The 14,440-nt window shown below is 56.6% G+C and carries 12 protein-coding genes; 5 read left to right on the top strand and 7 right to left on the bottom strand.

Annotated elements, in window-relative coordinates; translation table 11 throughout:
- Nucleotides 1-65: 65 nt before the first annotated feature.
- Together VNX88_12100 and VNX88_12095 are read right to left on the bottom strand one after the other, a co-directional pair.
- A complete protein-coding gene (locus tag VNX88_12100; protein ID HWY69404.1) occupies nt 66-2,558 on the bottom strand; it encodes an ABC transporter permease in 2,493 nt (830 codons plus the stop codon).
- 330 nt (nt 2,559-2,888) lie between these two features.
- On the bottom strand, nt 2,889-3,605 hold the full coding sequence (locus VNX88_12095; protein HWY69403.1) for a rhomboid family intramembrane serine protease: 717 nt from the start codon (nt 3,603-3,605) through the stop codon (nt 2,889-2,891).
- Nucleotides 3,606-3,626: 21 nt separating this feature from the next.
- Between VNX88_12095 and truB the strand changes: the two genes are divergently transcribed.
- The 4 genes from truB (at nt 3,627) to VNX88_12075 (ending at nt 5,916) form a co-directional block, all read left to right on the top strand.
- Nucleotides 3,627-4,607: a tRNA pseudouridine(55) synthase TruB gene (gene truB, locus VNX88_12090; GenBank protein HWY69402.1), complete on the top strand. Its 981-nt coding sequence runs from the start codon at nt 3,627-3,629 to the stop codon at nt 4,605-4,607.
- A 72-nt stretch (nt 4,608-4,679) separates the two neighbouring features.
- Nucleotides 4,680-4,913 carry an AbrB/MazE/SpoVT family DNA-binding domain-containing protein gene (locus VNX88_12085; GenBank protein HWY69401.1) on the top strand — a complete coding sequence of 78 codons (234 nt, stop codon included), beginning with the start codon at nt 4,680-4,682 and terminating at the stop codon, nt 4,911-4,913.
- Complete coding sequence (locus VNX88_12080; protein HWY69400.1) at nt 4,910-5,323, top strand: type II toxin-antitoxin system VapC family toxin; 414 nt, start codon at nt 4,910-4,912, stop codon at nt 5,321-5,323. The genes VNX88_12085 and VNX88_12080 overlap by 4 nt, the downstream gene beginning before the upstream one ends.
- A gap of 392 nt (nt 5,324-5,715) precedes the next feature.
- Entirely contained in the window at nt 5,716-5,916 is a 201-nt protein-coding gene (locus VNX88_12075) for a hypothetical protein (GenBank protein ID HWY69399.1), read from the top strand.
- A 312-nt stretch (nt 5,917-6,228) separates the two neighbouring features.
- Here the strand turns inward: VNX88_12075 and VNX88_12070 are convergent, their stop codons facing one another.
- The 4 genes from VNX88_12070 to VNX88_12055 form a co-directional block, all read right to left on the bottom strand.
- Entirely contained in the window at nt 6,229-6,543 is a 315-nt protein-coding gene (locus VNX88_12070; protein HWY69398.1) for a hypothetical protein, read from the bottom strand.
- 266 nt (nt 6,544-6,809) lie between these two features.
- Nucleotides 6,810-7,295, bottom strand: a complete 486-nt coding sequence (locus VNX88_12065; protein HWY69397.1) for a bifunctional nuclease family protein — start codon at nt 7,293-7,295, stop codon at nt 6,810-6,812.
- Nucleotides 7,296-7,387: 92 nt separating this feature from the next.
- Complete coding sequence (gene miaB, locus VNX88_12060; protein ID HWY69396.1) at nt 7,388-8,716, bottom strand: tRNA (N6-isopentenyl adenosine(37)-C2)-methylthiotransferase MiaB; 1,329 nt, start codon at nt 8,714-8,716, stop codon at nt 7,388-7,390.
- 168 nt (nt 8,717-8,884) lie between these two features.
- Nucleotides 8,885-12,418 carry a hypothetical protein gene (locus tag VNX88_12055; GenBank protein HWY69395.1) on the bottom strand — a complete coding sequence of 1,178 codons (3,534 nt, stop codon included), beginning with the start codon at nt 12,416-12,418 and terminating at the stop codon, nt 8,885-8,887.
- A 165-nt stretch (nt 12,419-12,583) separates the two neighbouring features.
- On the opposite strand from VNX88_12055, the gene VNX88_12050 reads away from it, so the two are divergent.
- On the top strand, nt 12,584-13,051 hold the full coding sequence (locus VNX88_12050) for a PaaI family thioesterase (protein HWY69394.1): 468 nt from the start codon (nt 12,584-12,586) through the stop codon (nt 13,049-13,051).
- A 10-nt stretch (nt 13,052-13,061) separates the two neighbouring features.
- Here VNX88_12050 and VNX88_12045 read toward each other — a convergent pair whose 3' ends face one another.
- Entirely contained in the window at nt 13,062-14,216 is a 1,155-nt protein-coding gene (locus VNX88_12045) for a DUF5009 domain-containing protein (protein ID HWY69393.1), read from the bottom strand.
- Nucleotides 14,217-14,440 lie beyond the last annotated feature (224 nt).

Genomic DNA, 14,440 nt, shown 5'->3' with positions numbered 1-14,440 from the left:
ACTGTACCCGTGCACTCTCGTGACCGTAGGGACGCCTCGCTTCGCTTCGGCATGACAAGGACAGCTCACTCATACCTAAGCGCCACCATCGGGTCGACCGATGACGCCCGACGCGCCGGCAGCAATGCCGAAATCAAGGCCACACCGGCGATGCCAAGCAGGGCCAGCAAGAATGTCAACGGATCGGACGGACTCAGACCGAACAGCATCGATTTGAGCAAGCGCGCTCCAGCGAACGCCAGTGGAAGTCCGACACCTATTCCTACGACGGCCATGACCAGACTCTCACGCAAGATCATCCATAGCACTTGCTTCCTCTGTGCACCCAGCGCCATGCGCACTCCGATTTCGGCAGTGCGGCGGCTCACGCGATAAGCAAGAGTTCCATACAGTCCAATGGCTACGAGAAAAGCAGCCAGCGCGCCGAAGAAGACAGCGAGGCGGGAGAACAGTTGCTCACTGGAATACGACTCCTGCAACTGCTCCGTTTGTGTCATCGGTTCCAAAAGTGGAATGTCCGGACCAAACTCTCGCACAATTCTGCGAGCGTCATCCAGCAGGTAAGCCGGATTCTCCTTTGCCCGCAGCTCCACTTGCATGGTCGAAGCGCCTGGAACCTGCGTATACGGCACCCAAGCCATCGGTCGGGCCTTCTCTCGCACAGCCGTGTACTTCACATCGGGAACTACGCCGACAATCGAATACGGCTCGCCAAATTTGTCGCCATACGTCTCCAGGGCAATCTGGTGCCCGAGCGGGCTGCGCCCAGCGAGATATCGGTCGATAAACGTCTGGTTCACGATTGCAACTCGCGGTGAAGCAGCGGTGTCAGCCAGGCTGATGTCTCGACCAAGCTGCAACTGCGCCCCAAGGACTCGAAAATAATCCGGACCAACTGGATTCCATCTCACTGCAGGAAACTTTCCCGGCGTGGGATCGGCTCCATCCACGTGCACTCCGGTATTATTGCTCCAGCCTGCACCGATACGATTCCCCATGACGGTCGCAGACTCGACCGCCGGAATGGTCTTCAGCCGCTCCAGGAGGGTGGTATAGAACTGCGCGACCTGCTGATCTCCTCTGATGCCGGCCGGAGGATCGATGCCGAAGACCAGCAAGCCGGAGGCGCGGAATCCCAAATTGGCACGTCCTAGATTCTGCAGCGTGCGCAACAGCAGTCCGGCTCCTACGAGAAGCACCAGGCAGAGCGACATCTGCAGCGCGACTACAAGTTTCCCACTGCGCACTTTTTCCTTGTCCTGTTGTGAGCTGAGCGCAGAGTTCTTCAGCGCCAGAGCCACAGGTGCGCTCGTCGCGCTCCGTAGGGGAGCCAGTCCAAACAGCAAAGCCGCGACGGCGGAGATGGCTACAGTGAACAGCAGAACTTTTCCATCAGGAGCAAGGCTAGCTTGCAGCTCCGACCAGCTTGCGAGCGCGGCGGTTGCCCACTGCGCAAAGAGCCAGCCGAGCAACGCTCCGCCCGATACAAGCACCATGCTTTCTATCAGCAACTGGCGCAGGATCTGTCCTCGACTACCCCCCAACGCAACTCGCACGCTAAACTCGCGGCTGCGCGAGGCGTTGCGCGCAATCATAAGCATCGCCACGTTCCCGCATGCGATCACCAGGATCAGAACCACCATGCCCATCAGCATGTAGAGCGGCTGCTTGTACTCGCTGTTGAGACCTTCAATGCCGCGCGCAGGAGTGAAGTAAAGCTCGATCTTGTTTTCAGCCTTGGTCTGTTTGCCTAACGTCTGCTCGACGATACTTCGATACTGAGAGTTGATCTGGGCAAGCGCCTGCTGCTCTGTGATTCCCGGATTCAGGCGTCCGATCATCATCAGGAAGAACCAATCCGGGCTGCCATACATCGATGTCGGCTCCTGAGGTGAGGCCCCCCAGGGCTTGACGTCCGGACGGTTCTGAAATGGAACCCAAACGTCGACTGCAGTTTTGCGCTCCAGTCCGGTGAATCCAGGAGCCGCAACGCCCACGATCGTGAAGGGAACGGCCTTAACGTACAGCGTTTGCCCGATGACCTGAGTATCGCGATTGAACCGCGTCGTCCAGTAGGCATAGCTCAAGACGGCGGTTTGCGTGTGATTCTTCTCGTCGTCCAGACTGAAAGTTCGACCAATCGCCGCGCGAACTCCGAGTCCCGAAAAGAAGTTTCCGCTCACCATGTCGCCGCGGCCCTGTTGGAGATCATCCCCAAAACGGATCCCGATCTTGCCCGCCGAAAGAGGAACGAAAGCCATCAGATCGCTGAATACGCGATGTTCCTGGCGAAGCTGTTCGAAGACCGGCTGCGATATGGAAGCGTCGTCGTATCCGGTTTGCGCCGTGCGCTCGGGCTGATCCTGGTAGTGGAGATATACAAGTCGATCAGGATTCGATCCCGGCAGCGCACGCAACAACACCGCGTTCATCACGCTGAAAATCGCCGTGTTCGCGCCGATCCCGAGCGCCAGCGTCAAGATCGCGACTACGGCAAAGGCTGGGGTACGGCGCAATTGCCGGAATCCAAAGCGCAGATCCTGCATTAGCGTGTCCATTGACTGCTTATCAGTGCAAGTCTGTCGCCGCAGAGCGCTTGAGAAAAACTCTGAAATATGAGGAGCTTAGGACTTGGCTAGGGTCGTCCAGCAGTCTTGCCATGCGCACCGATGAAATGTGCTGTGCGATAGCGGACAGGTTGGGAACAATCCCGCGGATCGTGTTCCATTTGAAGGACGGAGTAGAGGACCGGCCTCGCGCCCTCGCGCAGGTTTTGGCTATGGGACGAGAAATCTCTTGTCCAAGTCAACCGACCGAGAACTCGCCCTCCCCGAACCTTCGATTTGCCGACAAACACCCGCGCGAGGGCGCGAGGCCGTCCTTAAATCCTAGTAGACGTATCGCGACCTCTGGCGCATTCGTTTCGGCAACAGCTTGATCATCACGACCCCAGCCACGAAGCCTCCGACGTGTGCCCAGAACGCGATCCCACCGCCACCGCGTGTGCTGCTCGAGTAAGCGATGGCCGTCGCCGCACCACTTAGGAACTGAAGTACAAACCAGTAGCCCAAGACAATCCAGGCCGGCAGCCACACGAAGGTGAAGAAGATGATTAGCGGTACGAGAGTTAAAACGCGCGCAGAAGGGAAGAGCAGAAAGTAGGCGCCCATCACGCCGGCAATCGCGCCACTGGCTCCGACGCTCGGCACGGTGGAGTCGGCGTTCAGGAAAATGTGAAGCAACGAAGCTGCCAGCCCGCTGACGAGGTAAAACACGATGTACCCGAAATGTCCGAGGTAGTCTTCGATGTTGTCACCGAAGATCCAGAGCACCCACATATTGCCGATCAAGTGCAGCCATGAGGCGTGCAAGAACATAGATGTAAACAGCGGCAGCGCCGACGGGTTCGGTACATGGGCATTCGCCAGCCCCAGCCCGGCGAGAACGCGAATCGGCTCAACTCCAAACTGAAACACAAACGCATTGCGCGTCTGTGGATTCAGCGCAAAAACCTCAAACAGGAACACGAGCGTATTCAGCGCAATCAGCAGGTAGTTGATGTAAGGCGTCGAGTAAGTCGGCGTGTCATCCTTAATCGGTATCATAAGAAATCAGAGTTTGCGGACGTGAGGGAATTTCTGGCCACGAATGTCTTTGCCACTAGTCACAAGGCAACAGAACACAATAACAAACGCACAATGGACGCCGTTCTCGTAATCGACAAACCCGCAGGCCTGACGTCTCATGACGTAGTCGCGCGAGTGCGTCGTTTACTCGGCGAACGATCCGTCGGACACCTGGGAACACTCGATCCTCTGGCGACCGGCGTCCTGCCGCTTCTTACCGGACGCTATACGCGCCTGGCACAGTTCTATACGGCGGCAGACAAGACCTACGAAGGAGTAATTCGTCTGGGCTTCGCCACCGATACCTGGGATGCCGACGGAGAGCCTCTCGGGCCGCCACAGCCAGTTAAAGTTCCACTTGAAGAATTACAGAAAGTTGCTCAAGAACTCAGTGGTGACATTGAGCAACAGCCGCCTAAGTTTTCCGCCAAGAAGATCGGTGGAGTCCCAGCCTACAAACTGGCGCGCAAAGATCGCGAAGTTGAACTTAAGAAAGTTCGAGTCTTAGTTCATCGATTTGAGATTCACAATGTTGAAGCAGATCGCGCATCCTTCACAGCCGAAGTGAGCTCCGGGACTTACGTTCGGGCACTCGCACACGAACTCGGGCAAAAGCTGGAAGTCGGAGCCCATTTAGCAGAGCTGCGCCGAACGCGTTCTGGGGAGTTCACATTGGATCAGGCTGTAACCCTCGACCGGTTAGCCGAAATCAAGAACAACGGTTTATCCCACGAAGGAAAGTTGCCGGACTTGCTCTCCACGGTATCTTTACATCCCAGGCAAATTCTGCCGCAGATCCCATCCGTGACAGTGAACGACGAAACCGCTGGCCTTATAGGAAATGGCCGCGCCGTGAACCTTCCGGAGTTCTCGGGAGCTCGGCAAGTGAAGGTGTTTCTAGGTCAGGAAGAGCTGATCGCCATAGCGAGCCGAATCGCCGGAACACTGTTTCAACCTAAAGTGGTATTGAGAGCAGCCTGAAAAGAGGGCGTCGTATTCGTCTTACTTCATGGTAAGATGCTGGTAACTATGGGTTCGACTTATCGGAGCCGCGTGAGTTCGAAAGGACAGCTGGTAATCCCGGCCGAGGTGCGAGAGCGCTTCGGATTCAAACCAGGCACGGACGTGATCTTTACCGAAAGCAACGGCCGGTTAGTCCTTGAGAAGCAGACGTTTGAGAACATCTTCAAACTTCAGGGAGCTTTGAAGGACAAGGGAGAGCTTGAGCTTCTCAAGGAAGACCGAAAGCGCGAACGAAGTCGCTTAGAGTGGCTTGAGAAGCTGTGATCAGACAGTACGTTCTCGACAGCAGTGCCATCATCATTTACATCCGCAACAGCCCGGATGCCTCGAGAGTACGCAAAGTGTTCCAAGAAGTAGCCTCTGGGGACGCTAGGGCGCTTATCTCCGCTGTTAACTGGGCAGAATGCCGGAACGTGCTCATCCGACGTCATGGTGCCGAGCAAGCAGTCGAGCTGCTTGATCAGTTATCCCAGGGAGTTGAAATCGTGCCCGCAGGTCAGGCACACGCCGAGGCGGCCGGCGACCTCCGGTGTCGATTTAATGGAAGCCTTGCTGATTGTTTCGCGGCGAGTCTCGCGATCAGCAGAAGGGCCACGCTAGTTACCGCCGATCCTGAGTTCGAGGCTATCAAAGCCGAGTTGAAACTAATCCGTTTAGAGAGCACAAAACGCTAGCCTGAATCCAAAAAGATGGGACTCGATCTCGTGGAGCTCGTGATGGCAGTCGAGGAAAGGCTTCGACATTCAGATAAATCGACGAAGAAGCGGCCGCGGCTCGGCCCCCGCGTCTGTTATGTGACGTAGTGGAAAAGAGACTTAAAGGCAGGGTTCCTGCGGTGGGCCGGGAGGATATCCGATCGAAGCTCCGGCAAATCATCAGCGATCAGCTCGGCATTCGTGAGGATTTCGATTGACTGAACCCCCCCATATGTAATGTCCGATAACAGATATTCTGTTAACTACGGACACTGACCTCGTAAATACGCGTGACTTCCCGACGGTCTGTGTTCCTTCTATCAGGAACTTCCACGGCTTCTCTGCCGTATTTCTGCCCAGGAGATCTAGCCTTGCTGACATTCGTCCTGTGGTGCATCTTGCTGGTGCTTTGTTGGCCGCTCGCTCTGCTGGCACTTTTGCTTTATCCGCTAGTTTGGCTGCTCTTGCTGCCGTTTCGAATCGTTGGAGTCGCGGTCGACGGCGTCCTGAAACTTCTTTGGGCAATCGTCACCCTACCGGTCCGCCTGGTAAGTTCTCCTGGGCGCGTGTAGACGGCTGTCGGCTGTCAAAGCGTCTTAAGTGGACGCTATGCATCGAGGGCCGGAGGCCCGGCTGCCAAACGTCAGCCCAGTCGCGGAAGCGCTGGGACATCGGTTACGGCCACCAAACGAGCCGTGTCGCCGCTACACCGCGGATCAAAATTGAACTCCCGAGTGCATTCTTCCTGAACAGACCCGGTACCGCGCCTCCAGCCCTCGGCTCATTGGTACCGACTCACAACCCAGGGCTCCCGCCGCTGGGCTCACGTTTGGCAATCGGCCCTCCAGGCCTCGCACTTACGTGATCCCAGGTGCTCGACGCTATCAATTAGGCTTCGGGCTTAGAAAGGCCTCCAGTTCGGCCTCAAACTCCTGCAATTGCTTAAGCCGCTCTGGAGTCGCCTCTACGAATTGATCCTTGGCCTGAAAGACCTGCTGAGCACCCTTAGTGGTGAGCACCCCTAAGGCTTCGCCCAGACGCCACCCGGGCCTTCCAATGAAGCGCAGGCCGGTAGCAGCAGGCTCAAGGAGCGCGATGCAGTTCCCTTTGATCACGCCAATCGCTCGGGGAAAACGGTCGAAGGTCTGGAGTTCGAAGCCGGCTAGATACAGGGATTGAAGAATCTCGGAAGAATCCATGGCTCTTAGGTCTTAAGCAGTGAGTAATTCGAGAATTGTCATCCTGAGCCGGGTTTTGCGAAGGATCTCCCCCGACATTTTCAGACTCGATTGCTGCCGGTGCGGCTCTTTCACGAGAATACCGGTTCTTCGCCGAAATGCCGCGCGAGTGCAGACGAGTTCGACGCATTCCGGGAGATCCCTTCGCCCAAAAGAGGGGCTCAGGATGACAGCGCGGTGGGTGCCTTATTTTGCCAGCAGCCAGGAGCCAGAAGCCAGCAGCTACTTCACATCTTGTAGCGACCGAAGTCCTCGTCGTTCATGTTCTCGAGCAGCTTTCGCACCTCTTCGTTAGAGACTCGATCAGAGACGGTAGCAGCCAGCTTGGAGGACTTCAGCACCTCGTCCTCGACGAAGATGGGACAATCGAGGCGCATGGCGACGGCCAGCGCGTCGGACGGTCGGGAATCTACGCTTATAAAGCGGCCTTCCCTTTCAATCCAGATAACCGCGAAGAAGGTGTCGTCGCGTAGCTCAGTCACGACTACTTTGTGGACCTTGGAATCAAGCCCGGTGAGAACGTTCTTAATCAGATCGTGCGTCATGGGACGCGGCGTAGCGACTTTCTCAATCTCGAGCGCGATGGCATTGGCTTCGTAAATTCCCACCCAGATCGGCAGGACCGCGTCGCCCGACGGGTCTTTCAGCACGACGATCGGCATGTTGGTGACGGGATCCATCATCAACCCGCGAATCTTCATCTCGACTTCCATCTATGACCTCCGTCGTGCCTCTGGCTGGTCAGGAGCGCCTACCGATCCGTAATCAATATCAGCGTCCCGGCAAGTCAGCACCCGCCAATTGGCTAGTTCATCACCATCTCGCCTACGAGACTGTTTGGGAAGCTCTTTGTTACCAGTACCCGGGCGTAACTTCCAGTCGCCGGAAGTATGGGCGAAGTGGTGGTGAAATTCACGGTTTTATTTTGCGTGCTGCGTCCGATCATTTGCCCTCGGGCCTCATTTCGCCCTTCAACCATTACTTCCATGACTTCCCCGATGTGCTTCTCGTAATTAACCCGCTGAATCTCCCTTTGTCGCTCTTGAAGAACGCTTAATCGCTTCGACTTTTCGTCGTCGGGGATACTATCTGACATACGAATGGCGGGCGTGTTTGGACGTGGCGAGTACTTGAATGAGAACACTCCGTCGTAGCCGACCTCTTGCAGCAGCATGATTGTCTCTTCAAACTCCTGCTCGGTTTCGCCGGGAAAACCGACAATGATGTCGGTAGTCAAGCTGATTTGCCGCCTGGCAGCTTTCATCCACGAAATACGCTCGAGATAATCTTCGCGGGTGTATTCGCGAAGCATGGCCTTCAGCACACGACTCGAGCCGCTCTGTACCGGCAAATGAACGTGATCGCAGAGGGCGGGCGTTGCTTCAATCGCTTCAACGATGTCTTTCGTAAAGTCACGCGGGTGCGATGTCGTAAAGCGCACGCGGCGGATTCCAGGCACTCCGGCGATGGCGATGAGTAATTCCGCAAATGTCTTCTCACCAGTCGGATCACGGTAAGAGTTCACGTTTTGTCCGAGGAGCTGAATCTCGCTGTATCCGCTGTCAGCAAGACGTTGGGCTTCTTCAAGCACCGACTCCGATGTGCGGCTGCGCTCTTTGCCGCGCGTATAAGGAACCACGCAGTACGCGCAGAACTTGTCGCATCCTTCGATGATGGTGATGTAGCCACGGTACGGATTCGTGCGGACGGTGAAAGGAGTATCGAAGGTCTGATCGGTCTGGCGGTCGTCGAGTCCGGTTACACGCCGCTCCCCTGCTTCGATCTGCACCAGCATCTGGGACAGATTGCGATACGAAGCTGAGCCGGCCACGAGCGAAACATGCGGCGCGCGCTCGAAAATCTTTTCGCCTTCCTGCTGAGCGACGCAACCAAGCACGCCGAACTTCTTGCCCTGCGCCTGGAGTTTCTTGTAGTCGTTGAGACGATGAAAGACTTTCTGCTCAGCCTTGTCGCGGATTGAACAGGTGTTGTAGAGCACCAAGTCGGCCGACTCGACTGTGTCCACTTGCGCGTAGCCTTGCTGTACCAGTGTGCCGATGACTTTCTCGGAGTCATGCACGTTCATCTGGCAGCCGAAGGTTTCCAGGTAAAACGTTTTCTGCGCAGTGGACATCGAGCCCAGTATATCTCAGCAAAACCACACAAAACCTAGAGCGAACACCCTTCGACTACGCTCAGGGCAGGCTCCGGGCACGAAGGCAAACCCAAGGTCACGGAGACAGATCGTCCTCAGTGACCTCCTCTGTGCCTTTGTGACCTTCGTGTTCGCCTTTTCCGGTCGTTACTGGGGACTCCACTCCGGCACATGCCCTGGGGTCCACGGTGCTCCGGCCTTTTCCATGTCGTCCTCAAGCTTCTTCAGATCGACATCCACCAATTGACGCAGCTTCGATAGCTGCTCCCCAAACTGCTGTGCGGCGACGTTGTAGGAATCGATGTGCGTCTGCGTCGGCCGACTGGTTGAGAAGCGCTCTTCGTCTTCGATCTGGTTGACACGGTCGTTGATCGCGGCAGGGGTGTTTTCCTGGCGGCGACGAAGCACATTGTCGCCTCTCATCGCTCGCATGATCTCTCGCAAACGACTCTGGATGTCGTCTGCACGAGTCACCAACGAGGACATGTCTCCGGGAGTATCACGCAGTGACTGCCGTATGGCCGTCAGCCGCTTGTCGACATCGCCGCCGGTCTGCACAGCGCCGGTGAGCGCACGATCGAGTCGCGCGACCTTCTGCTGGAACGGCTGCAGTGCGGCGCGGTCTGCCTCGTTCATCTGCTCGGCGCCGAGCGCATTGACCTTGAACTGCACCGGACCAGCCAGTCGCTGCGTCTTGCCGTCAACTCGCGATTCCAGCGCGACTGAATATTGCCCTGGCATGACTAATGGCCCGGTGGGAGGCTGGAAGAACTCTCCGAAGTCCGCCTCATCGGGAGACGGTGTGTGCACTTCCGACGGCGGATAACGAAGGTCCCATGTGGCACGGTTGATCCCAATTTCGTTCGAAGCAGGTACCCGACGAATCGGCGCACCGTTTGCGTCAGAGACTACCAGGTAAACGGCAGGTGCTTGCTCTTCGGCCTCGGCGCGAATCTGATCCATAGTGGGATAAGTGACAGGGGGAGGAGTTCCCTTCTGGTCTTCGGCCTTGGCTTTCTTGTTCTTCGCGTTCGTCTCAGTGCTCTGCGCTCCCTCTTTGCCTGACTGCTTCTTTTCCTGCTCCTGGCGGATTTCTTTTTTGGTCTTGAATTTGTCCTTCAAGTAATACGTGAAGCCTGCGCCATAGGGCGGATTGTCTGCTGCAAAGTACGTAGCCCCGAAATGCCCACGCTTTCCTCCGATGGGACGCTGCTCGATGTACATCAACGCGTCCCGAACTGGGAAGAGAGTGGCCGTCAGCTGAAGCGCTTGCGCGTTAACATTCCTAAGAGGGGTGAGATCGTCGAGGACATAGAAGCCGCGACCAAAGGTAGCGATCACGAGGTCGTTCTCGCGCTTTTGGATTGCGATATCGCGAACCGCGATGGTCGGCATGCCGCCCTTGAGCTGGGTCCAATGTCCGCCGCCATCAATCGAGAAGAAAAGGCCGAATTCGGTGCCGACAAACAGCAGCTGCGGATTGACCGGGTCCTCAGCAATGGCGAGCACGGCTCCGTTATCTGGAAGGTTGCCGGCGATCGAATTCCATGTGCGGCCACTGTCGCCGCTCTTTAGCACATAGGGCTTGAAGTCGCCCATCTTGTGGTTATCGAAGCTCGCATAAACGACATTCGGATTGTGCTGCGAGGCGAGCAGTCGGCTCACATACGTCATGTTCGGCACGCCCGGGAACTTGTCGTACTTGGTCCAATTCCCTCCCGCGTCGTTCGTCACCTGAATCAAGCCGTCATCAGTGCCGACGTAAAGCAAGCCGTCCTTTTGTGGCGATTCGGCGAGTGCGACGATGTTGCCGTAAAAGGAAGTGGATGCGTTCTTGGCGACGGCATCCGGTCCCCAGATGCGTCCCATGACCGGAAGCTTGTCGCGATCGATCTGGCGCGTGAGGTCTGGGCTGATGGCTTTCCATGTATCGCCACGATCGTCGCTGCGGAATAGTTTGTTCGCCGCGAAGTACAGGCGCGTGTGCGAGTGGGGGCTGATGATGATCGGGGAGTCCCAGTTCCAGCGATAAGGCACGTTGTCTGGCCCAGGTTGAGGCTGAATGCCGATCTCCTGGCCGGTGCGGCGGTCGAAGCGCGTCAGGTTCCCGTATTGGTACTCTGCGTACACGGTATTCGGTTCCTCGGGATCGATTACCGAACGAAATCCGTCGCCGCCTTGAGTGATGAACCAGTCTTCATTGCCAATACCACTGACTTTCAAGGTTCTCGAGGGTCCCCCGACGCTCTGGTTGTCCTGCGTCCCACCGTAGACGTAATAAAAGGGTTTCGAGTTGTCGACAGCGACGTCATAGAACTGGGCAACGGGGAGATTGTTCTTGTAACTCCAATTCGCGCCGCGATCGAAACTTTCATACAAACCACCGTCGCAACCGACCAAGTAGTAGTTCGTGTCGGCTGGATCGATCCAGATCACGTGATTGTCCACGTGCTTGTACTTCTCGCCCAGATTGTGAAGCGTCTTGCCGCCATCGTCCGAAACGCGAATCAACACGTTCATCACATAAATCCGGTCAACGTTTTTCGGATCGGCAAAGATTTGGCCGTAATACATCGCGGTGGTGTCGTATGGATTGCGACGCTCCCATGTGGCTCCGCGATCCGACGAGCGGAAGATGCCGCCCTTCTCTTCTGCGGCCTCGATCGTCGCGTACACGATGTTGTGATCGACTGGCGAGATGGCGAGGCCGATGCGACCCATATCAACCGTCGGCAGGCCGGATTTCAGTTTGTTCCACGTGTTGCCGCCATCGACGGAGCGATAGATTGCACTCTCGGGACCTCCATCAATCAGAGTCCAGACGTGGCGGCGGCGCTGGTAAGCAGCGGCATAAATCGTGTCTGGATCGTCGGAGTCGATCACTACATCGGCGAAGCCGGTGTTCTCGCTTACGTTCAGGACCTTCTTCCACGTCTTGCCCCCATCGGTTGTCTTGTATAGGCCGCGATCGCCGCCGGGCGACCAGAGCGGACCTTCAGCGGCGACGAAGACTGTGTTGCTATCCTTCGGACTGATCGCAATCCGGCCGATGTGCTCGGAGTGCTTTACACCAACATTAGTCCAGCTCTTCCCCCCGTCTTCGGACTTGTAGACTCCATCCCCGTAATCGACGCTGCGTTGAGAATTGTTCTCTCCTGTTCCTACCCAAATGACCGCTGGGTCATGTGGATCGAGTTTCACGTCGCCGATCGAAAAGGAGCCTTCATTTTGAAAGACTGGATTCCAAGTGAGCCCAGCGTTGTCGGTTTTCCAAACTCCGCCTGAAGCAACTCCAACGTAATACTGCGCGCGGTTGAAGGGATTCACCGCCAGCGAGTTGACGCGACCGGAGACGAATGCGGGGCCGATGCTGCGCAGACGCAATCCCTTATATGTATCGGCCGAGGTGAGCGGATCGGCCGGCTTTTTCTCGCTTGGCTTCGTCGCGGCAGTCGATTCCGATGGAGCGGCTGCAGCCCCTGCGCGTTTTGGCTTGCGCCCAGCAGGAACCTCCTCATCTGCCTCCTTCTTCTGTCCCGGCTTGGCCGTCGTTGACGCCCTTTCCTGCGTTGCTGCCGCTTGGTCGGATGATGGCGTGATTTGTGGTGTTGGTGGAATGTCTTGGGCTAAACCGAGGGTAGCGATGAAGAAGAAGACAAAAACAGACGCGAGTGTTCGCACGCGTACGCTCCTGAAGAAAGTGAAAACGGAATGTATACAGGAAGTGAAGGGAAAGTTACAGGCCCGCGGGTCAACGAGAGCGAAACCGGGGAGGAGCGAACGCGAAGGTCACGAAGGTGAACCCAAGGTCACGGAGGAACCTTTGGACACCTATAATCCTGTGAAATGTCCAAACGTCTCTCCGGTCACAACACTAAGCACATCTCACTTCCCAAGAACCATTGCTTCGCCTGCGGCAAGGACAATCCTCAGGGTATGCGTCTGAAGTTTTTCTTTGACGAAGGTCACCATCGCGCCTGGTGCAAGGTCAAACTGCCGAAGAAGTATCAAGGACCGCCTGGTCATGCGCATGGGGGAATCATCGCCACGCTCCTGGATGAAGCCATGGGCAAGGTCAATAAGCTGCGCTCGGTAGTGGCGCTGACCTCATCCATGGCAATCGAATATGTGAAGCCGGTTCCACTCGGCAAGACGTTGGTGGTCGAAGGAATCGAGCGCGACGTACAAGGACGCCGGCACTTCAACGCAGCCGAGATCCGCGATGAGCAAGGTCAGGTCCTGGCCCGAAGCCAGGGTGTCTTTATAGCAGTCGATCCGGAGAAGATGAAGGCGAAGTTCGCCAGGGGCCGATAACGCGCGTGAACTATACCCGGATAAAAATCCGCTTCCGATACAGCGCCCACGCAACCGCAAACGAGACCAAAACGAAACTCAAAGCCCAGATCAGGGAGACCACGTAAGGGTCGCCTGAGAGCGGCACGAAGAACTTGCCGAACAGCAACTCCTTGATGGTTCGCCCGTGAATGTGGTGGACGTGCATTGCCGACGCGAGCCAACTCGCAATGCAATACAGCACCAGCGGATTAACGCCGAACATGATGAACGGTGTGCTCCAGCGCTTCCAGCCGCGGATGTCCACCGCCCAATAGCCGATCCCGAGTGCGAACAATGCAAGACCCGCAGTGAACAGCACATAAGAGCTGGTCCAGATCATTTTGTTGATTGGGAACCATACATTCCAGATCTCCCCGGCGATAAGGCCGACGGCGCTTGCAGCGAAGAGTCCAGCGAGTTTTTGTGAGGCGCTTCTCGTTGATCGCAGCCACTCGCCGGTGAAGACGCCAAGCAAACACGTTGCAATCGCTGGAAGCGTGCTGAGGATTCCCTCCGGATCGAAGCGGTGCGCGATCCAGAGATGGTTGTACATAAGGCTGCGATCGATATAGCCCGCCAGGTTTCCGTCCATCGTGAGAACTCCGGCACCATAGCCGGGCACGGGCACTTGCACCATCAGAATCCAATAGCCGATCAACAAGGCAGCCGCCACGATGGCTCGTGTGACGCGGCCGGTGTAAAGAACCAGCACCGATGTGAGCAGGTAAACGACCGCGATCCGCTGCAGGACTCCGGGAATGCGGATGGTGTGCAAGTCGAATTTGCCGTAGGCGTGGAGCAAGAATCCGACGACAAAGAGGATGGCGCTGCGTTGCAGCGCGTGCAGAAGCAGTGTCTTCTTCGAGTCGCCGCGAGCTACCCGCGACACGAATGAGAGCACCAGGGAGACGCCCACGATGAACACGAAGAAAGGAAAGACGAGATCGGTAGGAGTCCAGCCATTCCATTTTGCGTGCTCCAGCGGCCAATAGACATGCTCCCAGTCGCCGGCGTTGTTCACGAGAATCATTCCGGCGATCGTCATGCCGCGGAAGGCGTCAAGCGAGGTGAGGCGCGCGCTGGTCGGAGCCGACGCGACCGTCGTTGCTGTGGGCATTCGAGACTCGGCTACTGTGGCGCCCATTTACTCCTCCAATTCTTAAAACCCGAGTTCACCACGGAGGCACAGAGGACACGGAGGTAAGCATTCGGAAATGGCGGAAGAAAATCGATACATCGTCGCTTTCCAGAAGAATTGTTGCAATGGTTTCCTCCGTGCACTCCGTGTCTCCGTGGTGAAGAACACCTTTCTATAACGTCGTTTCGGAAGGCTTTGTCGAGAAGAGATTATGCCATTTCTCTCGCTGG

The sequence above is a fragment of the Terriglobales bacterium genome, assembly GCA_035567895.1.
GTDB lineage: Bacteria > Acidobacteriota > Terriglobia > Terriglobales > Acidobacteriaceae > Gp1-AA112.
The sequence above is the reverse complement of the archived record's forward strand: the minus strand, read 5'-3'. Positions and strand labels throughout refer to the sequence as shown.